The 24,762-nt window shown below is 68.4% G+C and carries 22 protein-coding genes and 1 tRNA gene; 10 read left to right on the top strand and 13 right to left on the bottom strand.

What is annotated here, in order from left to right:
* Positions 1–124 precede the first annotated feature (124 nt).
* On the top strand, positions 125–1,105 hold the full coding sequence (locus ACLBW1_RS16250) for a helix-turn-helix transcriptional regulator (RefSeq protein WP_447813001.1): 981 nt from the start codon (positions 125–127) through the stop codon (positions 1,103–1,105).
* Positions 1,106–1,108: 3 nt separating this feature from the next.
* Here the strand turns inward: ACLBW1_RS16250 and ACLBW1_RS16245 are convergent, their stop codons facing one another.
* The 5 genes from ACLBW1_RS16245 to ACLBW1_RS16225 all read right to left on the bottom strand — a co-directional run bounded on the left by ACLBW1_RS16245 (position 1,109) and on the right by ACLBW1_RS16225 (position 3,348).
* The gene (locus ACLBW1_RS16245) at positions 1,109–1,246 is read right to left on the bottom strand and encodes a hypothetical protein (RefSeq protein ID WP_447812822.1); all 138 of its coding nucleotides are present in this window, start codon (positions 1,244–1,246) and stop codon (positions 1,109–1,111) included.
* A 219-nt stretch (positions 1,247–1,465) separates the two neighbouring features.
* A tRNA-Val gene (locus ACLBW1_RS16240) sits at positions 1,466–1,538 on the bottom strand.
* An 82-nt stretch (positions 1,539–1,620) separates the two neighbouring features.
* Positions 1,621–2,094, bottom strand: coding sequence for a peroxiredoxin (locus ACLBW1_RS16235; RefSeq protein ID WP_447813000.1), 474 nt, complete (start codon positions 2,092–2,094; stop codon positions 1,621–1,623).
* Positions 2,095–2,153: 59 nt separating this feature from the next.
* Positions 2,154–2,576 carry a DUF3052 domain-containing protein gene (locus ACLBW1_RS16230; protein WP_447812999.1) on the bottom strand — a complete coding sequence of 141 codons (423 nt, stop codon included), beginning with the start codon at positions 2,574–2,576 and terminating at the stop codon, positions 2,154–2,156.
* Between the two features lie 181 nt (positions 2,577–2,757).
* Entirely contained in the window at positions 2,758–3,348 is a 591-nt protein-coding gene (locus ACLBW1_RS16225) for a hypothetical protein (RefSeq protein WP_447812821.1), read from the bottom strand.
* Between the two features lie 270 nt (positions 3,349–3,618).
* On the opposite strand from ACLBW1_RS16225, the gene aceE reads away from it, so the two are divergent.
* The 6 genes from aceE to ACLBW1_RS16195 all read left to right on the top strand — a co-directional run bounded on the left by aceE (position 3,619) and on the right by ACLBW1_RS16195 (position 12,021).
* Positions 3,619–6,399, top strand: a complete 2,781-nt coding sequence (aceE, locus tag ACLBW1_RS16220) for a pyruvate dehydrogenase (acetyl-transferring), homodimeric type (RefSeq protein ID WP_447812820.1) — start codon at positions 3,619–3,621, stop codon at positions 6,397–6,399.
* Between the two features lie 40 nt (positions 6,400–6,439).
* Entirely contained in the window at positions 6,440–7,702 is a 1,263-nt protein-coding gene (locus ACLBW1_RS16215; protein ID WP_045823147.1) for a PucR family transcriptional regulator, read from the top strand.
* A gap of 202 nt (positions 7,703–7,904) precedes the next feature.
* Positions 7,905–8,813, top strand: coding sequence for an ACP S-malonyltransferase (locus tag ACLBW1_RS16210; protein WP_447812819.1), 909 nt, complete (start codon positions 7,905–7,907; stop codon positions 8,811–8,813).
* A gap of 116 nt (positions 8,814–8,929) precedes the next feature.
* A complete protein-coding gene (gene acpM, locus ACLBW1_RS16205; protein ID WP_447812818.1) occupies positions 8,930–9,235 on the top strand; it encodes a meromycolate extension acyl carrier protein AcpM in 306 nt (101 codons plus the stop codon).
* A 5-nt stretch (positions 9,236–9,240) separates the two neighbouring features.
* Entirely contained in the window at positions 9,241–10,506 is a 1,266-nt protein-coding gene (locus ACLBW1_RS16200; RefSeq protein ID WP_447812817.1) for a KasA/KasB family beta-ketoacyl-ACP synthase, read from the top strand.
* 63 nt (positions 10,507–10,569) lie between these two features.
* Entirely contained in the window at positions 10,570–12,021 is a 1,452-nt protein-coding gene (locus tag ACLBW1_RS16195; protein ID WP_447812816.1) for an acyl-CoA carboxylase subunit beta, read from the top strand.
* Between the two features lie 108 nt (positions 12,022–12,129).
* Here ACLBW1_RS16195 and ACLBW1_RS16190 read toward each other — a convergent pair whose 3' ends face one another.
* The 3 genes from ACLBW1_RS16190 to ACLBW1_RS16180 form a co-directional block, all read right to left on the bottom strand.
* Positions 12,130–12,648: a DUF3145 domain-containing protein gene (locus ACLBW1_RS16190; protein ID WP_447812815.1), complete on the bottom strand. Its 519-nt coding sequence runs from the start codon at positions 12,646–12,648 to the stop codon at positions 12,130–12,132.
* 122 nt (positions 12,649–12,770) lie between these two features.
* Positions 12,771–13,616, bottom strand: a complete 846-nt coding sequence (locus ACLBW1_RS16185) for a serine hydrolase domain-containing protein (protein ID WP_447812814.1) — start codon at positions 13,614–13,616, stop codon at positions 12,771–12,773.
* 53 nt (positions 13,617–13,669) lie between these two features.
* A complete protein-coding gene (locus tag ACLBW1_RS16180; protein WP_447812813.1) occupies positions 13,670–14,800 on the bottom strand; it encodes an NDMA-dependent alcohol dehydrogenase in 1,131 nt (376 codons plus the stop codon).
* Between the two features lie 204 nt (positions 14,801–15,004).
* On the opposite strand from ACLBW1_RS16180, the gene ACLBW1_RS16175 reads away from it, so the two are divergent.
* Entirely contained in the window at positions 15,005–15,184 is a 180-nt protein-coding gene (locus ACLBW1_RS16175; protein WP_447812812.1) for a hypothetical protein, read from the top strand.
* 134 nt (positions 15,185–15,318) lie between these two features.
* Entirely contained in the window at positions 15,319–16,611 is a 1,293-nt protein-coding gene (locus ACLBW1_RS16170; protein WP_447812811.1) for a diguanylate cyclase, read from the top strand.
* A 4-nt stretch (positions 16,612–16,615) separates the two neighbouring features.
* Here the strand turns inward: ACLBW1_RS16170 and ACLBW1_RS16165 are convergent, their stop codons facing one another.
* Complete coding sequence (locus ACLBW1_RS16165; protein WP_447812810.1) at positions 16,616–17,392, bottom strand: hypothetical protein; 777 nt, start codon at positions 17,390–17,392, stop codon at positions 16,616–16,618.
* Positions 17,393–17,611: 219 nt separating this feature from the next.
* On the opposite strand from ACLBW1_RS16165, the gene ACLBW1_RS16160 reads away from it, so the two are divergent.
* Complete coding sequence (locus ACLBW1_RS16160) at positions 17,612–19,738, top strand: Rv1355c family protein (RefSeq protein WP_447812809.1); 2,127 nt, start codon at positions 17,612–17,614, stop codon at positions 19,736–19,738.
* Between the two features lie 33 nt (positions 19,739–19,771).
* Here the strand turns inward: ACLBW1_RS16160 and ACLBW1_RS16155 are convergent, their stop codons facing one another.
* The 4 genes from ACLBW1_RS16155 to ACLBW1_RS16140 form a co-directional block, all read right to left on the bottom strand.
* A complete protein-coding gene (locus ACLBW1_RS16155) occupies positions 19,772–21,187 on the bottom strand; it encodes a sugar transferase (RefSeq protein ID WP_447812998.1) in 1,416 nt (471 codons plus the stop codon).
* A 292-nt stretch (positions 21,188–21,479) separates the two neighbouring features.
* Positions 21,480–22,082 carry a TetR/AcrR family transcriptional regulator gene (locus ACLBW1_RS16150; protein ID WP_447812808.1) on the bottom strand — a complete coding sequence of 201 codons (603 nt, stop codon included), beginning with the start codon at positions 22,080–22,082 and terminating at the stop codon, positions 21,480–21,482.
* A gap of 5 nt (positions 22,083–22,087) precedes the next feature.
* Positions 22,088–23,284, bottom strand: coding sequence for a lipase family protein (locus ACLBW1_RS16145; RefSeq protein ID WP_447812807.1), 1,197 nt, complete (start codon positions 23,282–23,284; stop codon positions 22,088–22,090).
* Complete coding sequence (locus tag ACLBW1_RS16140) at positions 23,281–24,738, bottom strand: cellulase family glycosylhydrolase (protein ID WP_447812806.1); 1,458 nt, start codon at positions 24,736–24,738, stop codon at positions 23,281–23,283. Before ACLBW1_RS16140 ends, ACLBW1_RS16145 begins: the two co-directional genes overlap by 4 nt.
* Positions 24,739–24,762: the final 24 nt, after the last annotated feature.

Genomic DNA, 24,762 nt, shown 5'->3' with positions numbered 1-24,762 from the left:
TGACACGGAGTCGTCACAGGTGGGCATCGACGCGGCGTGGCGTGCAGCACGCGTGCTGACCGTGTCCGCCCGACGACGATCGAGGACCGAAACTGTCCGCAATGTCTGGAAGACTGCCCGCATGGTGATCGAGTCCTCCGCGAGACTGCTCCGTCTGCTCTCGCTGCTCCAGGTGCGTCAGGACTGGTCGGGTGCCGACCTCGCGGACCGACTCGACGTGACCACGCGAACCGTTCGCCGCGACGTCGACCGGTTGCGGGAACTGGGGTACCCGGTCGATGCGACGGTGGGCGTGGGTGGCGGTTACCGATTGGGCGCAGGAGCGCAGATGCCGCCGCTGTTGCTCGACGACTCCGAGGTGCTCGCCGTCGCGGTCGGGTTGCAGTCGGGGGCAACGGCTTCGGTGACCGGTCTCGATGACGCCGCCGCGCGCGCGATGGCCAAACTGCGGCAGGTCATGCCGTCGCGTCTGCGCCATCGGCTCGACGCACTCCAGGTCGACACCGTCGCGGCGAGTCCGCCGCGGTCGTCGGTCGATGCGACCGTCCTGTCCGATCTCGCGGCCGTGTGCCATCGGGGTGAGCGCCTGCGTTTCGACTACGCAGACCATGCGGGGACGCGTTCGCGGCGGGAGGTGGAACCGTACCGGTTGGTGCGGAGCGGTTCTCGGTGGTACCTGTTCGCCTGGGATCTCGGGCGCGACGACTGGAGGTCGTTTCGCGTCGATCGGCTGACCCCGGTGATACCCACCGGTCCGCGATTCACCCCGCGAGCGCTTCCCGAGGGCGGGGCCGCGGCGCACGTGACGGCGGGGCTCGGGGCGATCGCCCGAGCCGCGGTGGCGAGGATCCGGGTGCACGCGCCGGCGAGCGAGATCGCCCCGATGGTCTACGACGAGTGGGGGACGATCGAGGCCGGCGACGAGACATCATGCGAGATACGGCTGTTCGGATGGACGATGGAGTCGATCGCGTGGTGGCTGCACCGCTTCGAGGCGGGATTCACCGTGATGGAGCCCGCCGCACTACGAGACGAGTGTCGCGTTCTGGCGCAGCGACACCGCGACATCGGACAACGCTACCTCGATGCCGTTGAGGTGGAGTGAGTCTCAGCGCCGGTCGGACGAATCCTGCTGGGCCCTGGTCGAATCGGAGTCCGAGAACACCGGCATGTGGGCCGGCGCGTCGCCGGTCGTCGCCGGGGCCTCGGAATCCGAGGTGTGCGAGAAGAGTTCTGTGTAGTCCATTGGTGTCCTCACGAGCGTGCCCTCGTCGCGTCGACGTTGAAAGCGTGATCCGACGGGGCGTACAGGCGGCGATCGAAGGATTTCCATCGCCGGCGCAATCGGTTCCTCGAGATGCGATGCGAACCGTGTTCTGTCACTCACGCTACACCCGCCCCGCCCGGCCGGGACCGATTGAGCACGATGCGCCGACCCGGCGCGCCTGCGCGTGCAGGCTGTGGGTGCGCGCAGAGGGATTCGAACCCCCGACCGCTGGTGTGTAAGACCAGAGCTCTAACCACTGAGCTATGCGCGCTCGTATGCCGACCCACGGGGCGACGACGCAGACGAATCTAGCCTGCGTGGTCGGTGAGTCGAAATCGGCGGAGTAGGCGCCTCTAGGTCCGCAGGGCCTCGAGGACGCGGGTCCACAGGGCGTCGTCACGGGCCTCGCCCGGGCCGACCATGTCGGAGAACGCGATGACACCGTCGAGACCGACGACGAAGGTCCCGCGATTGGCGTAACCGGCGTGGGCGTTGAACACCCCGTAGTCGCGCGCGGTCGCCCCGTGCGGCCAGAAATCCGACAGGATCGGGAACAGGAACCCCTGAGCGGCCGACCACACCTTGTGGGTGGGCGGCGGTCCGACCGAGACCGCGACCACGGTGCTCCGGTCGTTGTCGAACTCGGGCAGCCGATCGCGGAGAGCGCCGAGCTCACCCTCGCAGGTGCCGGTGAACGCCAGCGGGAAGAAGACGACGACGACCTTCTTCGCCCCGACCTGGGCGTGCAGGGCGACCTTCTGGTTGTTCTGGTCGCGCAGTTCGAAATCCGGTGCGAGCGCGCCGGGTTGCAGCGGTCCGACGGGCATCTCGGCGTCGTCGACGATGCGGGACACGGGGTCGAGGAACGGCGTGGTGGGCGAACCGGTCATGAACGCTTCGGGGTGCGCGCCTTGGGCTGCACGAGCCGCGAACCCGACCAGTCGCCGAGGTTCATCGCGGAGGTCTGGGTGAGACCGGCGGTCGGCGCGGCCTCGGCGATCTCGGCCGGGTCGACGTAACCGTCGGTGCCGGTCTTGGGCGAGAACACCCATACGTAGCCGTCGTCGGCGAGGGGTCCGATCGCGTCCATCAGGGCGTCGACGAGATCGCCGTCGTCCTCGCGCCACCAGAGCACCACCACGTCGATGACGTCGTCGGAGTCCTCGTCGAGCATCTCCGCACCGACGACATCCTCGATGTCGGCGCGTAGTTCGTCGTCGGTGTCGTCATCCCACCCGAGCTCCTGCACCACCATCCCGGCGGTGAACCCGAGCTTCTCGGCGCGACTTCCGTGCGCGGCGGCAACCAACGCGAATGACCTCCTGTGACGTGTCATGACCGTGTGCTCCACCCGGTCGGTTCGACCCGACAGCGGTGTACCGGTTCGACTGCTTCTAGAGAACAGTCTGCATGGCGAAGTTGCAAGCCGAGTCCGATGTCGCACGGCGCGTCTGCAGAAGTGGTCGGGTCCGAGGGTGTCGGTGTGGTGATCAGCCGCCGGGTGTGGCGGCCGACGCCTCGGCGGCGACGGGCCCGCCGCCGGAGACGGGGCCGCACGCCGACAACACCGTGTCGCGGGCGCGCTCCCACGCGGTGGAGGTGGCGTTGAGCGCGTCGCGCTGTTTGCCCGCGACCACGCGCGCGAGGTCGGTGCTGCGTGCCGCGAACCCGCCTGCGGTGGATCGGACCTGTTCGGAGGTCTCACCGGTGACCGCGCCGGTCACGTCTGCGCCCGCCCGATTCAGTGCATCGACGGCGGCACCGTCGGTGCGGGCGAGGTCGTCGAACGACTGCGTGGAGTTCAATCGCGCCACGAACGCGTTGTAGGCGCGCGACGCCGTGGCGGCCGCTGACGTCACCGCGGCACAGGTCGCGTAGTCGGCGGCGGTCTGCGCGTCGGCACTCGCACGCTCCGCGACCGAGGACCGGGTCGCGAGATAGTCCGACACCTGCACCGGATCGACACGGCCGGCCCCGTCCACCGTCGTGGCGCACGCCGACAGCGCGACGATCACCATGCCGGTCGCGACGGCGCCGACGGCGCGGGCGCGGACCCACCCGCACCCCCGGAGTCGGTTCACACAGGAGATAGTGCACCAGCGCTCCCCACGGTCACAACACCACCGCCGAGTGGGTCTCACCTGGGCGATCGATGTCGGAGTCGGCGAGGTGCGCCACACCTTCACCAATCCTGCGTCACATACGGCACGATTGGTGACGTACCTCCCATCCGGGCGCACCCATGCCCGCACCGAGGTCACGCGGCGCAGATACACACACCATCCGCTCCGACCACTGCACGCACCGGCCGCCACTCCCCTGCGCCGGACGACTCGAGGAGACACTCACCAGTGACCGACAAAAGCACCCAGGACGCACCGAAGACGACCGGCAGCGACCGGGTGCGCGTCATCCGCGAGGGCGTCGCCTCGTACCTCCCCGACATCGATCCGCAGGAGACCGACGAGTGGCTCGCCTCGTTCGACGGCCTGCTCGACCACGCGGGTCCGGGCCGTGCGCGCTATCTGATGCTGCGCCTGCTCGAGCGCGCCAGCGAACGGCGCGTGTCGATCCCCGCGCTCACCTCCACCGACTACGTCAACACCATCCCCACCGAGAGCGAACCGTGGTTCCCCGGTGACGAGGAGGTCGAGCGTCGGTTCCGCGCGTTCATCCGGTGGAACGCCGCGATCATGGTGCATCGCGCCCAGCGACCCGGGGTCGGTGTCGGCGGGCACATCTCCACCTACGCGTCGTCGGCCGCGCTCTACGAGGTCGGCTTCAACCACTTCTTCCGCGGCCAGGACCACTCCGGTGGTGGCGACCAGATCTTCATCCAGGGCCACGCCTCGCCCGGCATCTACGCCCGCGCCTACCTCGAGGGGCGCATCGACGAGCACCGCATGGACGGATTCCGTCAGGAGCACAGCCACGCCGGCGAGGGCGGCGGCCTGCCGTCGTACCCGCACCCGCGACTGATGCCCGACTTCTGGCAGTTCCCGACGGTCTCGATGGGGCTGGGCCCGATGAACGCGATCTATCAGGCGCGGTTCAACCACTACCTGCACGACCGCGGCATCTCCGACACCTCCGAGCAGCACGTGTGGGCGTTCCTCGGCGACGGCGAGATGGACGAGCCGGAGTCGCGCGGTCTCGCGCACGTCGCGGCCACCGAGGGCCTCGACAACCTCACGTTCGTCGTGAACTGCAACCTGCAGAGGCTCGACGGCCCCGTGCGCGGCAACGGCAAGATCATCCAGGAGCTCGAGTCGTTCTTCCGCGGCGCCGGCTGGAACGTCATCAAGGTGGTGTGGGGGCGCGAGTGGGACGCGCTGCTGCACGCCGATCGCGACGGCGCCCTGGTCAATCTGATGAACACCACCCCCGACGGCGACTTCCAGGGGTTCAAGGCCAACGACGGCGCATTCGTCCGTGAGCACTTCTTCGGGCGCGACCCGCGTACGAAGGAACTGGTCAAGGACATCAGCGACGCCGACATCTGGAAGCTCAAGCGCGGCGGCCACGACTACCGCAAGGTGCACGCCGCCTACGCGTCGGCGATGGCCCACAAGGGGCAGCCGACCGTCATCCTGGCCCACACCATCAAGGGCTACACCCTCGGCAAGCACTTCGAGGGCCGTAACGCGACGCACCAGATGAAGAAGCTGACCCTCGACGATCTCAAGGATTTCCGCGACAGCTGTCGCATCCCGATCACCGACGCCCAGCTCGAGAAGGATCCGTACCTCCCGCCGTACTACCACCCTGGAGCCGACGCGCCGGAGATCCAGTACATGCTCGACCGTCGCAAGACGCTCGGCGGCTTCCTGCCCGTACGACGCACGAAGAGCAAGGCGCTCAAGCCCGCGACCGACGGCGTCATCAAGGCCATGGCCAAGGGCTCGGGCAAGCAGCAGGTCGCCTCGACCATGGCGCTGGTCCGCATCTTCAAGGAGCTGATGCGTGACAAGGAGGTCGGCAAGCGGGTCGTCCCGATCATCCCCGACGAGGCGCGCACCTTCGGTATGGACTCGTGGTTCCCGTCGCTCAAGATCTACAACCGCAACGGCCAGCTCTACACCTCGGTCGACGCCGATCTGATGCTCGCCTACAAGGAGAGCGAGGTCGGGCAGATCCTGCACGAGGGCATCAACGAGGCCGGGTCGACGGCGTCGTTCACCGCGGTCGGGACCTCGTACGCGACCCACGACGAGCCGATGATCCCGCTGTACATCTTCTATTCGATGTTCGGCTTCCAGCGCACCGGCGACGGCCTGTGGGCGGCGGCCGATCAGATGGCGCGCGGCTTCGTGATCGGCGCGACCGCCGGTAGGACCACGCTGACCGGCGAGGGCCTGCAGCACGCCGACGGACACTCGTTGGTGCTGGCGTCGACGAATCCCGCGGTGGTGGCCTACGACCCGGCCTACGCCTACGAGATGGCGCACATCATCGTCGACGGCCTGGGGCGCATGTTCGGCGACGACCCGGAGAACATCTACTACTACATCACCGTCTACAACGAGCCGATCTCACAGCCGCCGCAGCCCGAGGACCTCGACGTCGCCGGTGTGCTCAAGGGCATATACAAGTGCCACCCCGCACCCGAGGAGAAGCAGTACCCGGCGAACATCCTGGTGTCCGGCGTCACGATGACCGACGCGGTCCGGGCGCAGGAGCTGTTGGCGCAGGACTGGGATGTCGCGGCCGACATCTGGTCGGTGACCTCGTGGGGTGAGCTGACCCGCGACGGCGTCGCCTACGAGAAGGCGTCGCTGCGCGATCCGGACGGCGAGCACGAACAGCCGTTCGTCACCTCGGCGCTGTCGTCGGCACAGGGCCCGTTCGTCGCGGTCAGCGATTTCATGCGCGGGCTGCCCGAGCTGATCCGCGCGTGGGTGCCCGGCACCTACCTGACCCTGGGCACCGACGGGTTCGGTTTCTCCGACACCCGTCCCGCGGCCCGACGTTTCTTCAACGTCGACGCCGAGTCGATCGCCGTGGGTGTGCTGGCGGGGTTGGCCCGCGACGGTCATCTCGACACCTCGGTCGTGGCGGAGGCGGCGCAGCGTTACGACATCACCGACGTCCTCGCCGCACCCGAGCAGACCAGCGATCCGGGCGTGGCGTGAGTCGGTGCGACGTCACCACGGGGCGCACTAGTGTGAACCGGTGACCGAGACCCCTCACGCACCCGAACAGAGTCCGGGTGACCTGTTCAGCGAGCGGGGGGCTCGGGTACCGGCGCCGGCCGACGTCCACGACGCCCTGCCCGACACGCTCCTCAAGCGGGTCAAGCAGTACAGCGGCCGTCTGGCGACCGAGGCCGTCCACTCCATGCAGGACCAGCTGCCGTATTTCGCCGAGTTCGAGGCCGGTCAGCGCGCGAGCGTGCAGTTGGTGGTGCAGACCGCGGTGGTCAACTTCGTCGAGTGGCTGCAGGATCCCGACGGCAACCTCAAGTTCACCGTGCAGGCCTTCCAGGTGGTCCCGCAGGACCTCACCCGACGCATCAGTCTGTTGCAGTCGGTGGAGATGGTGCGCGTCGCGATGGAGTTCTTCGAGAAGTGGCTGCCGCTGCTCGCGCGCAACGACGCGCAGTTGCGCGCGCTGACCGAGTCGGTACTGCGCTACGGACGCGAGATCGGGTTCGCCGCGGCCGCCATCTACGCCTCGGCGGCCGAGTCGCGCGGCGCCTGGGACTCGCGGGTGGAGGCGCTGGTCGTCGACGCGGTCGTCCGCGGCGACACCGGTCCGACCCTGCTGTCGCGGGCAGCCGCCCTGAACTGGGATTCCGATGCGACGGCCACCGTGGTGGTCGGTTACCCACCGCCGGAACAGAACGTGTCGGTGCCGTTGGCGATCCACAACAGCGCCCGGCGACATGACCGGTCGGCGTTGTCGGTGGTGCAGGGCACGTTGCTCGTCGCCATCGTCAGCGGCGAGATGGACTCGTCGGACCCGTTCGTGACGACCCTGCTGACACACTTCGCCGATGCCCCGGTCGTGATCGGTCACACCACGCCGTCGCTGGGCGCGGCCCACAGCAGTGCAGTGGAGGCGTTGGCCGGGATGGAGGCCGTCGCCGGCTGGCCCGGGGCGCCGCGGCCCGTGCACAGCTGGGAACTCCTGCCCGAGCGCGCACTCCTCGGCGACCGGGCCGCGGTGCGGACACTCAACGATTTCCTGGTGACGCCGTTGGCCAAGGGCGGTGACACGTTGACCAACACCCTCGATGCGTATCTCGATTCGGGCGGATCGGTCGAATCGTGCGCGAGGGAACTGTTCGTTCATCCGAATACTGTCAGATATCGACTAAAACGGATCGCCGAGGTGACGGGTCGAGACCCGACCAACCCGCGTGACGCCTACGTGTTGCGAGTCGCATCGACGGTTGGTCGCCTGGCTCAGGTGCACCAAGGAACCCTCTCATGAGCCCCATGAGTAACGTACGTCACAAATTTGTGTGTATTTTCCCACCTACGGCGAGATGACCCTGTTGCGGATCACGAATCTCGAACCGGTGACGAAGTGGATACGTCCGCACAGTCGTTTGTAGGAACCACACAAAACGCGGCGACAAGGTTCGGTGCCCTCCACACCAGCATCGGGGGCCCGGAGGGTGTTCTCTGATCAAGTGCTCTCATTGCTTGCGCCCGGACAGGGCTCCCAGACTCCCGGAATGCTCGAGCCGTGGCTCGCGCTCCCCGGCGCGGCCGACCAGGTCGCCACGTGGTCCAAGCTGACCGGGCTCCCCCTCGAGCGACTCGGGACGACCGCGACCGCCGAGGAGATCACCGACACCGCCGTCACCCAGCCCCTCGTCGTCGTCTCGGCACTGCTGGCCTTCGACGAGCTCGGAAAGCGCCACCGGATCCCCGCCGACGTCGTCGTCGCCGGACACTCCGTCGGTGAACTGGCCGCCGCCGCCATCACCGGCGTGATCACCCGCGACGAGGCCGTGTCGCTCGCGGCGATCCGCGGAGCCGAGATGGCCAAGGCGTGCGCCGAGGTGCCCACCACCATGGCCGCGGTGCTCGGTGGCAACGAGGAGCAGGTGCTCGCCCGCCTCGCCGAACTGGACCTGGTGCCCGCCAACCGCAACGCGGTCGGTCAGATCGTTGCCGCCGGCACCGTCGAGGCGATCGACACGCTGATCGCCGACCCGCCGGAGAAGGCGCGGACCCGTAAGCTGTCCGTGGCCGGGGCGTTCCACACGCACTACATGGCGTCGGCCCAGGATGCGGTCGCCGCGGCGGCCGCGGCCATCACCCCGCAGGATCCCACCGCTGTGCTCCTGTCCAACTTCGACGGCAAGCCGGTCACCTCCGGCGTCGAGGCGCTCGCGCGTCTCGTCTCCCAGGTGACCAATCCCGTCCGATGGGATCTCTGTTCGGCGACGATGCGTGAACTCGGCGTCGATTCGCTCGTCGAACTACCACCCGCCGGGGCACTCACCGGGATCGCCAAGCGCGAGCTGAAGGGCACGCCCACTCGCGCATGCAAGACGCCCGACGATCTCGAGGGCATCACAGGACTTGGATAGTTGCTCCCGCACACGCGGGAGTACCCGGAAAGGCGCCGCTGGCGCCCGTCCAGACGATGGCCAGGCCATCGTTCCGGAACACGTCAGGACGAACACGACAAGAAGGGAGCCACCCCGTGGCGACTCAGGAAGAACTCATTGCCGGCATCGCGGAGATCATCGAAGAGGTCACCGGTATTGAGCCCTCCGAGGTCACGCTCGACAAGTCCTTCGTCGACGATCTGGACATCGACTCGCTGTCGATGGTCGAGATCGCCGTGCAGACCGAGGACAAGTACGGAGTGAAGATCCCCGATGAGGATCTGGCCGGTCTGCGCACCGTCGGTGACGCGGTGGGCTACATCCAGAAGCTCGAGGCCGAGAACCCCGAGGCCGCTGCGGCCATCCAGGCTCAGGTGGACGCCGCCAAGAAGGCTGAGTGACGTAATTGACCTCCACTCTTCGTGAATTCTCCACGGCAGCCGGGAACTTCCCCAGCGTCGTCGTGACCTCGATGGTCGCGTCGACGTCGGTGGGTGAAGATCTCGACTCCACGTGGAAGGGTCTGCTGGCCGGTGAGACCGGTATCAAGACCCTCACCGACGAGTTCCTGACGAAATACGAACTCCCCGTTCGTATCGGCGGGAAGCTCGTCAAGGACCCGACCGAAGAGGTGTCCCGCGTCGAGGCCCGGCGCATGAGCTATGTCGAGCGCATGGCCCATGTGATGAGCAAGCGCCTCTGGGAGCAGGCCGGCGAGCCCGATGTCGACAAGGACCGCCTCGCGGTCGTTCTCGGCACCGGTCTCGGCGGCGGCGATGCACTCATCGCCGCACACGACGCGATGACGCTGACCGGCAACTACCGCAAGGTGTCGCCGCTGGCCGTCCCGATGACGATGCCGAACGGACCCGCCGCGGTCATCGGCCTCAACGTCGGGGCCCGCGCGGGCGTCATCACCCCGGTCTCGGCGTGTTCGTCAGGCTCGGAGGCGATCGCCCACGCGTGGCGCCACATCGTCCTCGGTGACGCCGACATGGTCGTCACCGGCGGAGTCGAGGGATTCATCGACGCCGTGCCGATCGCCAGCTTCGCGATGATGCGGGCGATGAGCACACGCAACGACGACCCCGCCGCGGCGTCGCGTCCGTTCGACAAGGACCGCGACGGCTTCGTCTTCGGCGAGGCCGCCGCACTGCTGATCCTCGAGCGCGAGGATCACGCCCGGGCCCGCGGCGCGCACATCCACGCGCGTCTGCTCGGCCAGGGCATCACGTCCGACGGGTACCACCTCGTCGCACCCCATCCCGAGGGACTGGGTGCGGCACGCGCGATGGCGCGCGCACTGGAGACCGCAGGTCTGCAGCGCACCGACATCACGCACGTCAACGCCCACGCGACGTCGACGTCGATCGGCGACACCGCCGAGGCGATGGCGATCAACTCGGCAATCGGCGAGCACGCTGCGGTGTACGCACCGAAGTCCGCGCTCGGGCACTCCATCGGCGCGGTGGGTGCATTGGAATCGGTCCTGACCGTCAAGGCCATCGAAGACGGGGTCATCCCGCCGACGCTGAACCTCGACAACATGGACCCGGAGTGCAACCTCGACGTCGTCGCCGGTGAGCCGCGCTATGGGCACATCGACTACGCCATCAACAACTCGTTCGGATTCGGTGGGCACAACGTGGCGCTCGCCTTTGGGCGCTACTGACACCCGTCACCAACGACACAGTTGCGTGTGGTGAGTGACTCGCCGGAACTGTTAGGAGAAACGATGACAACCATGGCTCCGATCACCTCGCACGAGGACTCGGCAGATCCTCGTGACCCGCTGCTGCGACTGACGAACTTCTTCGACGAGGGTTCGATGTCGCTGCTGCATTCCCGCGACAAGTCGGGTGTGCAGGCCGCCGTCGGTCGCGTCAACGGCGTGCGCACCATCTCGTACTGCACCGACGGCACCGTCATGGGCGGCGCCATGGGTGTCGTCGGGTGTGCGCACATCGTCAACGCCATCGACACCGCGATCGCCGAACAGGCCCCCATCGTGGGGATCTGGCACTCGGGAGGCGCACGCCTCGCCGAGGGCGTGGAGGCATTGCACGCGGTCGGCAAGGTGTTCGAGGCCATGGTGCGGGCCTCGGGGTACGTCCCGCAGATCTCCGTGGTGGTCGGTTTCGCCGCGGGCGGCGCGGCGTACGGACCGGCGCTCACCGACATCGTGATCATGGCGCCGGCCGGTCGGGTGTTCGTCACCGGCCCCGACGTCGTCCGCAGTGTCACCGGCGAGCAGGTCGACATGGAGTCGCTCGGCGGCCCGCTGACCCACGGCAAGAAGTCGGGCGTCAGCCACATCACCGCCGACTCCGAGCCCGACGCCCTGTGGCGTGCCCGTCGCCTCATCGCGACGTTCAGCCAGCAGGGACATTTCAGCAGGCAGCGCGCCGAGGCCGGCGACACCGACCTCAAGGCGCTCCTGCCGGAGTCGAACCGACGGGCGTACGACGTACACCCGGTGGTCGCGGGTCTGCTCGACACCGACCTCGCCGCCGACGGCGAGACCGAAATCTCCAGCTTCGAGGAGATCCAGGCGAAGTACGCGCCGAACATCGTCGTCGGTTTCGGTCGGCTGTCGGGACGCAGCGTCGGCGTCGTCGCCAACAACCCGCTACGCATGGGTGGATGCCTCAACTCGCTCAGCGCCGAGAAGGCGGCCCGGTTCGTGCGTCTGTGTGACGCCTTCGGGATCCCGCTGATCGTGCTCACGGACGTCCCGGGGTACCTGCCCGGCGTCGGTCAGGAATGGGATGGCGTCGTGCGTCGTGGCGCGAAGCTGCTGCACGCGTTCGCCGAGTGCACCGTTCCCCGCGTCACGCTGGTCACCCGCAAGATCTACGGCGGGGCCTACATCGCGATGAACTCCCGTGCGCTGGGGGCCACCGCGGTGTTCGCATGGCCGGGATCCGAGGTTGCGGTCATGGGTGCGAAGGCCGCTGTCGGCATCCTGCACAAGAAGGCGCTGGCGGCCGCGGCCGACGATGAGCGCGAGGCACTGCACGATCGCCTCGCGGTCGAGCACGAGGCCATCGCCGGCGGCGTGGGTCGCGCACAGTCGATCGGCGTCGTCGACGAGATCATCGATCCGGCGAAGACACGCAGCATGATCGCCGAGGCGCTGGCCTCGGCACCCGCGCGACGCGGGCGTCACAAGAACATCCCCCTGTGATCTGAGCTCGCGCTCTGACACGACACGACGAAGGCCCCGGACCACGGTCCGGGGCCTTTGTCGTGTCGTGTGGGCGTCCGCGTATGGGCGTCCGTCGAGTGGCCGGGGTCAGCCGACGCGCTGGTGCAGCCAGGTGACCTCGGCGCCGGCGCCACCCATGCGGAACTCCTCGAGGGCCGAGTCCCAGGCGGTGCCGAGGGCCGCGTCGAGACGTCCGGCGAGTCCGATGCCGTCGGCCTGGGCGTCGAGCATGGCGCGCAGCTGCATCTCGCCGATCATCACGTCACCGTTGGCGCTCATCGAGCCCCGCCACAGACCGAGCCCGGGAACATGACAGAAGCGTTCACCGTCGACGCCGTCACTGGCGTTCTCGGTGACCTCGAAGCGCAGGGGTGACCACTCGCGCAGCGCATTGGCCAGTCGCGCGCCGGTACCGACGGGACCGGTCCAGTCGACGGACGCGCGCTGTAGACCCGGCGCCGCCTCCTGCGCCGACCATTTCAGGTTCGCGCGGGCGTCGAGGGTCGACGACAGAGCCCACTCCACATGCGGGCACAACGCGGTGGGCGACGAGTGGATGTAGACCACGCCCGTCGTCCGGTCCGCGAACTGTTCGAGAGTGCGCACTGTTCCAACCTCCGGGATGTCGACGAGGAGCGTCTTCCCCAACGACCTTGCGACATCCGGCGATAGCACACTGCGCACCACAAGTGTGCCTCATGTGACCTGTGTTGCGCCAGTGCACAGAGTTATCGATCGTGAATCCAGGCCACCACGTCGTCGTTGAACTCCGACCACAGCGGCTTGGCCCACGCCCCGAAGTCGCGATCGGTGAGCACCACGCACGCGGAGTCGATCGTGGGATCGACCCACAGGAACGTGCCGGACTGCCCGAAATGGCCGAACGTCGACGTCGAGTTCGACGCCCCGGTCCAGTGCGGCGACTTCTCGCCCCGGATCTCCATCCCGAGACCCCAGTCGTTCGGACGGTGCCTCCCATAGCCGGGCACGAAGCCGTCGAGACCCGGGAACTGCACCGACGTCGCCTCGGCGACGGTCGCCTCGGCGAGCAACCGGGGCGCAAGCAACTCGGCGGCGAAGAGCGCGAGATCGTCGACCGACGACTCCGCGCCGTGTCCGGCCGGACCGTCCAACACCGTCGACCCCAGCCCGAGTGGTTCGCAGACCGCCTCGCGCAGGTAGTCGGCGAACCCGATGCCGGTTGCACCGGTGACCTCGTCGGCGAGCACGGCGAAGCCGGCGTTGGAGTAGATCCGCTTCTCCCCCACCCCGGCCTCGATCTGCACGTCGCCGCCGTCGGGGGCGTCGAAGGCCAGACCGGAGGCATGGGCCAGCAGATGCGCCACCGTCGACCCGGACGGGCCGGCGGGCCGGTCGAGGGTGACGGCCTCCTCCTCGACGGCGACCAGCACCGCGTAGGCGCTGAGCAGTTTGGTCACCGACGCGAGTCGATACCTCCGCCCGGTGTCGCCGTGCGTGGCGACGACCTCGCCGCCGACCACCACCGCGGCCGACACGGAGTCCACCGGCCAGTCGTCGAGTCGATCGAGTACGGACTTGTCGATGTCGGACACCCGATCATGGTGTCAGACGCGGCTGCGGGTCAGTGGTCCCTCGTCGGAGACGGTCAATGATCCTCGTCGGTGAAGCGGATGACGCCGCGGATGTTCTTGCCGTCGAGCATGTCCTGATAGCCCTCGTTGATCTGCTCGAGGCGGTACTGCCGGGTGACCATGTCGTCGAGGTTGAGTTTGCCGGTCTTGTACAGCGACAGCAGCATCGGGATGTCGAGCTTCGGGCTCGAGCCGCCGAAGATGGTGCCCTGCAGGTTCTTCTGCAGCAGGGTGAGCATCGCGAGATTGAGCGTCACGTCGGTCTCCATCATCGACCCCATGCCGGTCAGCACGCAGGTGCCCGCCTTGGCGGTGATGCCCATCCACAGGTCGACGTCGGAGCCGTGGACCTCGCCGACGGTGACGATGACCTTCTTGGCCATGCCGCCCTCGGTCACCTCCGCGATGGTCATCGCCGCCTCCTCCACACTCGCGAAGGCGTGGGTGGCGCCGAACTTCATGGCCTGCTCGCGTTTCCACTCAACCGGGTCGATGGCGAACACGTTGCGCGCGCCGGCGAGCACCGCGCCCTGCAGAGCGGAGATGCCCACGCCACCACAGCCGACGATCGCGACGTCCTCGCCCACCTGCACCTTGGCGCTGTGCGTTGCCGACCCGAACCCGGTGGGCACACCGCAGCCGACCAGGCAGGCCACCTCGAAGGGGATCGACGGGTCGATCTTCACCACCGACGTCTCGTGCACCACCATGTAGGGCGAGAACGTACCGAGCAACGTCATCGGGTAGACGTTCTCCCCCGCCGCGGTGTGCACCCGGAACGTGTTGTCGGACACGGCCTCACCCTGCAGCAGCATCGCGCCGAAGTCGCAGAGGTTGCTCAACCCGGAGCGACATGACGGGCATTTGCCGCACGACGGGATGAACGACAGCACCACGTGGTCACCGACGACGAAGTCGGTGACACCCTCGCCGACGGCCTCGATGACACCGGCGCCCTCGTGTCCACCGAGAACGGGGAACCCGGCCATGGGGATACCGCCGGTCACCAGGTGATGATCGGAGTGGCACATGCCGGCCGCCTCCATCCGGATGCGCACCTCGCTCGCACGCGGCTCCCCGATCTCGATCTCCTCGATCGCCCACTTCTCGTTGAAGTTCCTGAGCAGTGCACCTTTGGTCTTCACGAACAGCCTCCACATCGTCGTCGCCGGTGATGACCCGACGCGTCCTAGCGGTGACACTAGTCACTCCGACACGGAAATGGAACGTGTTCTACTTCCGGGTCCGCCGGGCCGTGACGCGTTGTCGGTACGGCTCGTCGGTGACGCGCCGTCGGGGGACACCGGTAGTGTCGCGAGCGATCTCGTCGCGGGCCGAGTCTGGAGTGGATGATGGCGCCCCTGATCGAGCGATTCCCCTCGCACTGCCCGCTCGGCCACCGGTTGGGCGGCCGAAGGATGCTGGTCGGCTGGGACAACCGGAGCGACCCACCACAGCGCATCTGGATCTGTGGTCGCTGCGACATCGTCATGCACAGCGCGGACTACCCGTGGCCGTCGGCCGACTGATTTGTGTGCTGTCACAGCATCGGCGACCTCTGTGTGGACCTCTCCGACAACGATCGACGCCGCCCTCACCACCGCCGGTCCCCGGCGCGGGCGACCTGTGACGAAACCGCGATGAACAGGGCATAGTTGACGACGTGCACACGGACCCCGAGACGCCGCGCGGTCGTGCGGCGAACCCCGATCCGATGCCCCCCGTGATGACCCCGCGTCCGCCGTCGGCCCCGCCGCGCGAGCCGGACGCACACGCCGACGCCGCGGTCGCCGAGTCCCGGCGACGCCGGATGCACTCCATCTCCCAACTCGACACCGATCCACGGACCGAGGTCGCCGTCGGACGCCGCTCCTCCACCACGACACTGCTGCGGCGGTTCGACGCGCGATCGGCCGCGGTGCTGCTGAGCACCAGTGGCTCACTCCCCCTTCCGGTCCTGGGCTTCCTGCAGCCCGCCTTCATCCGAGACGGCGGCCTGCCCTGGCTCGTGACCGTCTGGATGTTCACACTGCTGGTCTTCAGCACGACACTGGTCGTCGGCCGGCTCAGCGATCGACTGTTCGCCGTCTTCGGCTTCATCGGCATGGTCGGGATCGCGGTGGCCGCCTACGTGGTCACCGAGCCCGCCGCGTCGGGGGTCATCATCACCCTGCTCGCGGCGATACCGGCGATCGCGGCCATGTCGTCGCCACGCCGCGTGGTCGTGTCGTTCTCGATCTTCGCCGTCGCGCTCGCGATCGGCCTGGCGTTCATCGACGTCACCTCCGTCGTCGGGGTCATAGTGCGATGCGGCGCCGGCGTGGCCAACGTGATGGTCCCGGTCTTCATCGTCGCCGCGCTGCGCAACTCCCTCGAGGTGACGATGGAGCGCTACGCGGTCCTCGGCGACACCGACCCGCTGACGGGGCTGCTCAACCGACGTGGATTCCTCGCCCGCAGTGGCGATCTGCTGGCGACCGTCGCGACCGCGGGTGACCAGGTCGGGTTCCTGCTGATCGACGTCGACCACTTCAAGGCGATCAACGACCGCCTCGGCCATGCCGTCGGCGACACCGTTCTCGTCGACACCGTCGCCGCGATCACCGCCGCCGCACCCGAGCGCAGCCTCATCGGACGGTTCGGGGGCGAGGAGTTCGTGGTGCTCTGCGGCACCACCGGCCAGTCCGCACTGTCGGCCACGGCCGAACGGATCCGCGAGGCGGTGGCCGCGGGATCGACGGTCACCGTGAGCATCGGTGCCGTGGCGGCGCCGCTGTCGAGCACCCGATCGGGGCGCCCGAACATCTCGCACGTGATCGACCACCTCACCCATCTCGCCGATCGATGGGTCTATGTGGCGAAGAGCGCAGGCCGAGACCGTGTGGTGTGCCTGTCGTCGTCGCCGATCCACTTCGTGGACGGCGATTCCGCCGTGCCCGCCCGCTGGATGACGTGACGGATCAGGCCGCGTGACGGCTCCGGTCGATCGCGTCGGTCTGCTGCGCCGCGGCGAGCAGGGCGTCGGGACCGAGCAGACCCGCGGTGTCGTGGCGCATCTGGGCGTACACGGTCGGGTCGGCCTGCGCGGCGAGCGTTGCGGCGTCCCACCACATCAGACTCGTCCGGTAGCGGTCGTCGGGGTAGGGCGACGCGGGGACGCTCCGGTCGACCCGCCCCCCCGACGTCGACCATCGACGCAGGACGTGTTCGGCGGCGGTGGCCATGATGTACCGCGCGCCCGTGGCGCACATGATCGGCAGGGCGACCCGCGCCAGCAGCGACGACACCCCCGACGGGTCGTCGGCCAGGGGGTTGACCCACGCGGTCTTCACCTCGACGACCCCGTGGTCGAGGCGCCGCTCGATCGCGTCGATCAACGCGTCGCGACCGACGCACCCCGACCACTCCTGCACCGCGTGGGTCTGATCCACCGAGACGTACGCGCCCTGCACACGCAATCCGCCCAGCAGGTCGTCGTGGTCGTCGGTCACGGCGAAGAACATGCTGGTGGAGGTCCCGTCCACGACGGTGTCGTAGTCGAGGGCCGCAGAGACCTGATGGGCCCGGTACACCGCGCGGGCGCCGTCGAGGTAGCGGATCCAGAGCTCCGGTGCGGCGTCGGGGGTGGCCATCGTGAGTCGGCATCCGGTCGACGGGTCGATCATCGTCGTCGCCTCGGCCAGGGGAAGCCGGTCGGCCGGACGGGAGGAAGACTGCACAGCTGTTGCGACAGACATCGAGAACCTTTCAGCGTCGAGAGAACTCCGGGGGCATGACACGGCGACGATATCGGCAGAAAAATCACCCGATGATGCCGAATAATGCACAGAATTCGACGGAATACATACGCAATATGCGTTCGTGAATGTCCCCCGACAACCCCTGTACGACAGTCGATGATGATTCTCGACATCGCCCGACAAACATTAAACACCTGCGGGAAATGAGGCACGGCAATGTCCGATCATTCGTCGACGAATTCATCGCGTCCCACATCTGATCTCGCCACGGTGGAGATCCTCGACCCGTCGGACGAACGCGATCGCATCCGAATCTCATCACTCCGGGACGACCCCTCCGTTCAGGTGACCGACACCCTGGCGGCGCAACGGTCCTCGCTCCGCGAGGTGGTCCCCGCCGCCGACGACCACCAGCTCGGCGACTCCCGGTGGGTCCACTATCCGTGGCGGTCGACTCTCGTACACCTGTTGGCGCCCAGCGGCTTCCGCCGCCTGCGTCTCGACCGGAACCAGAACAAGATCACCCTCGCCGAGGACGCCGTGCTGCGTACGCGCCGGGTCGGGGTCGTGGGACTGAGCGTCGGACACTGCGTCGCCCACACCATCGCGATCGAGGGGCTCGCGGGCACGTTACGACTCGCCGATTTCGACGAGATCGATCTGTCGAATCTCAACCGTGTCCCGGCCACCGTCTTCGACATCGGCATCAACAAAGCGGTGGTGGCCGCACGGCGGATCGCCGAGATCGACCCCTATCTGACCGTCGAGATCATGCCGGTCGGTATCGACGAGACCACCGCCGCACATTTTCTCGACGGACTCGATCTCGTCGCCGAGGAATGCGATTCCTTCGACGCCAAGGTGCTGATCCGCGACCGGGCACGCGCGGCCGGGATACCCGTGATCATGGAGACCAGCGACGGCGGCGTGCTCGACGTGGAGCGCTACGACCTGTCGCCCGACCGCCCGCTGTTCCACGGACTGCTCGGTGACATCGACGCGGCGGGCCTCGCCGGACTGACCGCGGGCGAGAAGGTGCCGCTGGCACTGGCCCTGCTCGACCCCACCCGCGTCACCGCGCGGATGGCCGCCTCGGCCCTCGAGGTGGGGGCGACACTCGCGACCTGGCCGCAACTCGGCGGCGACGTCGCGCTCGGCGGCGCGTCGTGTGCGGCCGCGGTGCGCCGTCTCGGACTCGGCCTCCCCCTGCCGTCGGGACGTGTTCGCATCGACCTCGACGCCGTCCTCGATCGCGTACGCGACCCCCTCGACGACCTCCCGGCCGCACCGCCGCCGACGCCCGGGGACCCGGATGTCGCCTCGACCTTCCGACGATTGCCCGACACCGAGGCCATCGCCCATGCCGGGTCGCGCGCACCATCGCCCTACAACGGCCAGCCCTGGTCGATCGCGATCGGAGCAGACGGGATCGACGCCCGCATCCGGGTGACCGACCCGCCGCGCACCACCGATCTCGAGCGCAGGATGAGCGCGGTCGCCCTCGGTGCGCTCGCCCACAACATGGAGGTCGCGGCGTCGGCACGGGGGCGTCTGGGGCGCACCACGATCCACGACGACGGGATGGCCGTCCACCACGAGTTGGGCACCGGCACCGACGAGCGCGCCGTCGACATCGACCTCGTGATGCGGCGCGCGACGTCACGACTCCCCGGGGACGCCTCACCCCTGCAGACCGCCGAGATCGAATCGCTCGCCGCCACGGGGGCGGGTGTCCACGTACTGCACGACCGCGCGCGCCTGGAGACCTGCGCCGCGCTGCTGGGCGACGGCGCGCGCATCCGGCACCTCACACCGGCCCTGCACGCCGAGATGACGGCGGCGACCCGACGACCGGGTTCGAGCGACCCCGACACCGGTGTCGACATCGAGTCACTGGGGGTGCCACCCGCGGCGCGCGGGATGCTCGATCTCGTGTCCCGACCCGACGTGATGGCCCACCTCGACGCCTGGGGTGCGGGATCGGTGCTCGGCGCCCCCACCGCGGGCGCGGCGCGATCGGCGTCGGCGTTGATCGCGATCGGCCTCGCCGACTGGGACCGCGAGAGTTTCGTGCGCGGCGGCATGCTCATGGAGGCGGTGTGGCTGCGGGCCACCGCCCTGGGCCTCGCGGTCGCCCCGATGGTGCCGCCGTCGCTCTACGCCGCGAACGACGATGAACGACAGACGGTCTCGCAGGCCCACGGTGGCGCGCTGGCAACGATCGACCGAGGACTCCGACGGGGGTTCGGTCTCGACGAGGACGCGGCCGTGGCGGTGATCCTGCGGGTGTTCCGCAACCCGACACCGGTGCCGGTCAGTCGGCGGAGGCCACCGCAGGGGTGAGGGCGGCGACGGCGCGGCGGGCGTACGAGGGTTTCAGTAGGCGCCGTCGCGGGAGACGACGGCTTTCGCGGTCCGCCACAGGATGAGGATGTCCTGCATGATCGACCAGTTCTCCACGTAGGAGAGATCGAGACGCACCGACTCCTCCCACGAGAGGTCCGAGCGGCCCGAGACCTGCCACAGACCGGTGATGCCGGGTCGCACCAGCATCCGGCGGGTGACCACGTGGTCGTAGGTCTCGACCTCCTCCCGCAGCGGCGGTCGCGGCCCGACGAGACTCATGGAGCCACCCATGACGTTGAACAACTGAGGCAGTTCGTCGAGGCTGTACTTGCGGAGGAACTTGCCGACGCGGGTGACGCGGGGGTCGTCGGCCATCTTGAACAGCACACCGTTGCCCTGGCTCTGATCGGCGAGCAGTTGACGTTGTGCGTCGGCGCCGACGACCATCGACCGGAACTTCCACATCGGGAACGGCTCGTTGCCCAGTCCGACACGCTCTCCGCGGTAGAAGACGGGACCCGGCGAGCTCACCTTGACGGCGATCGCGCAGGCGAGCAGCACCGGCGACAGCAGGATCAGCAGGACCGCGGTGGCGCTGCGGTCGAACGCCGATTTGAGGAAACGGTTCGCGCCCTCGTAGGCGGGCTTGTCGATGTGCAGCAGGGGCAGCCCTGCGACGGGCCGCACCATCATCCGCGGGCCGGCGACGTCGGTGACGCCCGGCGACACCAGCATCTCGACGTCCATGTCGTCGAGATCCCACGACAGTTCCCGCATCGCGGAGTGGCCGAGGACCTCGGCCGAGGTGACCGCGACGGTGGTGGCGCCCGACAGTGCGACAGCGCTGCGGGCATCGGAGAAGTCCCCGAACACCGGGATGAGGCGGCCACGCGACTCGATGATCTCGGGATCGGTCGGCTTCTCCACCGGCACGCACAGGCCCACGACCTCGTACCCGAGCTCGGGGTTGGCCTCGAGTCGGTCGATCAGCGGCCGTGCCGAACGCACACCGCCCATGATGAGCACGCGTTCGAGGTACTTGCGGGACCGTCGCATGCTCACGAGGTAGCGCCGCATGCTCCAGCGACTCAGCAGCAACAGCGCCGTACCGAGCGGGAACGCGATGGCGAGGAAGCCCCGCGCGACACTCAGGGCCATCAACTGATCGACGATGGCGAACACGCCGAACGTGGTCACCGAGGAGGTGAGCACGCGGCTGTACTCGTTCGGGCCGCTGCCCAGCACACGGCGGTCCGAGCTCTGCGTGATGCGCAGCATCCCGAACCACCAGACGACGATCGCGCCCGCGACGAAGATGGCGGGCCAGCTGAAGCGACCCAGGGTGTGGGTGAGGTGGTAGCCGAAGCGGACGATCAGTGCGGTCGCGACGGCCACGGTGATGACGACGAGATCGACGATCCGGGCTCGGGCGGCGTACTTGTACATCCAGTGCTGCGAACGCGGCTGCACGAAGCGGGCGTCGGAGGCGGGAACGGTGGGGCGTGCGTGCGGGCGGAACGGCAACGAGGTCACGACACTCCCTTCAGGGCGGCCACCGACGTACTGGTGTGCGACGAACCGATTCGTCACGAACTGGTTTGACAGCCTAACTGGTTTCCCCGCGTCGCGAGCGTGCTTGCACGAGGTCTCGACGCTTACATCTGATTCTGGGTGATCGGCGTTACGTACAGGCGTCCATCAGGGACCCCACCGGGTGAACTGGCCCGGGTGACCCGGATCAGACCCGCTGCTCGGCGGCGGCGAGGGCCATCGCGACGAGCAGGTCACGCACCTGCGGGGTGGGCACGTCGCGCAGCCGTGGCGAGGAGTTGATCAGGCCGAAGACCGCATGTGCCCTGGTCCGCGCCTCGTCCCGGGCGACCGCGAGGTGCTCGACGAGGACCTCGGCCCAGATGTCGACGTAGTCGCGCTGCAGACGGCGCACGAGATGGCGGGCATCGGAGTCGAGCGACGACAGATCGCGGAACTGCACCTCGATGAGGTCGGGTTCGGACACCGCGAAATCGACGTGGCGGTCGATCAGCGCGCGCAGGACCTCGGCGGCCCCGGGCGCGGCGCGCGCGGCCCGTCCGCCGACGAGCAGTCGAGCGGACACGTCGATGAGCAACTGTGCGAGCAGATCGTGTTTGCCCTCGAAGTGCCGGTACATCGCCGGCCCGCTGATCCCGACCTCGGCGCCGATGTCCTCCAGACGGACCGCCGCGTACCCGCGACGCGCCATGAGATGCGCTGCGGCACGCAGTATCTCGGCACGGCGCGCCGCCTTGGCGACATCGCGTGCGGTGGGCTCGGTCCGTCCGCCCCCGACTGCCGCCGACACGGCCGTCAGCAGTCCTGCTCGGAGGTCGCACCCGCGAACCGCGACTGCAACCACGGCAGGGCGTTGTCGAGGTTGATGTCGCCGTGCCCCTTGCCCGCCTGCTCGCTGATGGTGAGACGGTCACCGAACCCGCAGGCTCTCGCCACCGCCGCCTTCGTCCACGACTTGTCTATGTAGGTGTCGGCGTCGCCGTAGAGCACATACATCGGTGCACTGACGGCCTTGCGCGGCAACGCATACGACCGGAGCAGATCGGTGAGGCGTGCGGCGGCGGCGTCGGTGCGGGGTGCGAGGTCGAACGGTCCGAGCGCGTCCACGGCGGCGTCGCGGCGACTCACGAGCGAGCCCGCACACGCCGACAGGACGTCCCAGTTCGTGATCGCGCTGCCGCTGCGGTAGTCGTCACGGACGATGTCGGGATGTGAGCGGGCGGCCGCCTCGACGACCCACTGCAGCGCCGGGGCCTGGTCGCGGGTCAGGGTGCCGGCACGGGCCTTGGCGACGAGGCCCACGACGTCGGCGGCCGGGACACCGGCGACGACGCCGACGAGGTCGAGTTCGGGCGCGTAGGACTTCGCATCCTCGTCGGCAGCCCAGATCGCACCCCCGCCCTGTGAGGAACCGAAGCCGCCCCATCGCGGGGAGATGTCGTCGAAGACCGCACGCAGGGCGCGGACCGAGTCGATGACGTTGCGGCCCGCGGTGTCCGAGTCGAGGTACGGGTGGACCCCGGCGGCCCCCAGTCCCTGATAATCGGCGATCGCGACCGCGTACTTGGCCCCGAGGAGCCCCTGCGCGAGGCCGATCAGCCCGCGGAGGTCCGGCGACGTCGACGGGCCGCACTCGGTGTTGATCCCGAGCGTCCCGTGCGCGACCGCGACGACGGGCCATCCACCCTCGGGTGCCTCACCGCCCGGTTTGAAGACCGTGCCGCTGACCCGGGTGCGCCGGCCGGAGGAGTCGGTGGACACGTACTGCACCACCGACCCCTTCACCTTGCCGAGCTTCATGAGCAGCGGGAGGTCGTCCATGGGTTTCGCCGAGATCACCGATCCAGGGGTGTCGCCTCCGCGCGCCGGGTTGTCGGTGCCGTCGGGGTTCGACAACCCGACCACGAGGACGACCACCACGGCCACGACGAGCACCAGGATGATCGCGATGCTCCATGTGATCGGTCGGGTGAGCGCTGCAGGTCTCCTCACACCGGGTCCACGGTCACCGAGCCGCGGGACGGCCTGCGCAGGGTCGCGAACTGGCACCTCACCACGGTCGCGTTCCCGTCGCGGAACTCATCGGTCATCGGTAGTCCGAACTGCGGTCGCCATGCGTCCAGCATCTCACCCGACAGGGCGTGCGCGCCCGTCCGCGGTGACCAGAAGTACTCGGTGTCCACCAGATCGTCGACCGGTTGCCGTCCGTCGACCATCGGACCGACAGGTGTCGACCCGGCCGCGTCCATGGCACTGACCACCGCGGTCGGCGACGCGAAACATCGATCCATCCAGCAGGTGACCGCTCCACCGGTGAACTCCTGGCGGATCTGTTGGGTCCCCCTGGGCGACGACTGCCGGTACCACGGGGTGACCGCTCCACCGATCGGGAACTGCGCGCGCGCCGACGCCCCGAGCACCCGCTGGAAGACCACGTCGTCGTTGAGATCACCCGCGATGAGGCTCTTCAACGACGTGTAGAGCGGTTTGGGCGAGAAGTCGACCCGCATGATGCCGAAGGTGTCCTCGCGATCGAACGAGTCGTCGGAGCGGTCACGCAGCTCCTGCACCAGGATCGGGCCCGCGAACGACAGCTGCGACCACTCGCGGATCGACTCGGTGATGATCGCCGCCTGTGTCGCGGCGTCGGAGATCGGCGTGCCCGAGGTCGGGAACCCCACCTCCGTGGCCCAGATCTTCTTGTCACCGTCGCCGTGTGCCCGCATCGCCGAGTACATCCCGGCCACCATCCGCATGGCCCCGTCCGGGTCGGTGGGGTCGGTGGAGTACGACGTGGGATAGGAGTACGGGTGCACCGAGAGTGCATCCATGTACCCCGCCGCGCCCGCGGCGTACATCTTCTCGACGAAGGTGAGGCCGTTCATCGTGGTGGCGGTGTCGACAGCGGTCGCGACCGAACCTCCTAGGACGGTGATCCGCCGGTCGGCCGCCTTGATCTGCCTGTAGGCGGCCTTGAGCATCGCGGTGTAGAACACCGGGTCGGGTTTCGGTCGGAAGAAGTACCCGCCATTGGGTTCGTTCCAGATCTCCAGCGTGGACACCCGACCCGAGAAGTGCTCGGCAACGTCGCCTGCGAAGCGTCCGAACTCGGTCGCCGACGACGGTCGACGCGTGAACTGCGAGGATCCTCCGGCCTGCCAGCGCGGGGTGTAGTCGATGACACCGACGATGTCGATACCGTGTGCCCGCGCGGCGTCGACGACACGGTCGACCGGCGCCCAGTTGAAGACGCCCTCGACGGGTTCGACGAAGGGCCAGGCGATGTCGAGTCGCAACTGACGGACATGCAGGTCGTTCATCGCCGACAGCGACTTCTCGAGCACGACGTCGTCCTCGACGATCAGCATGCTGCCGCCGTTGACCCCGATCGGGACCAGACGCGGCGCGGCCGCGACGGGTGTGGGGCTGGTCGACTGCGTCGGCATCTCGGGGTCGTCCCCGGCCGGACT

This window comes from Williamsia sp. M5A3_1d (assembly GCF_053345315.1).
Note: the sequence above shows the minus strand (reverse complement) of the source record. Positions and strands in the feature narration are given on the sequence as shown.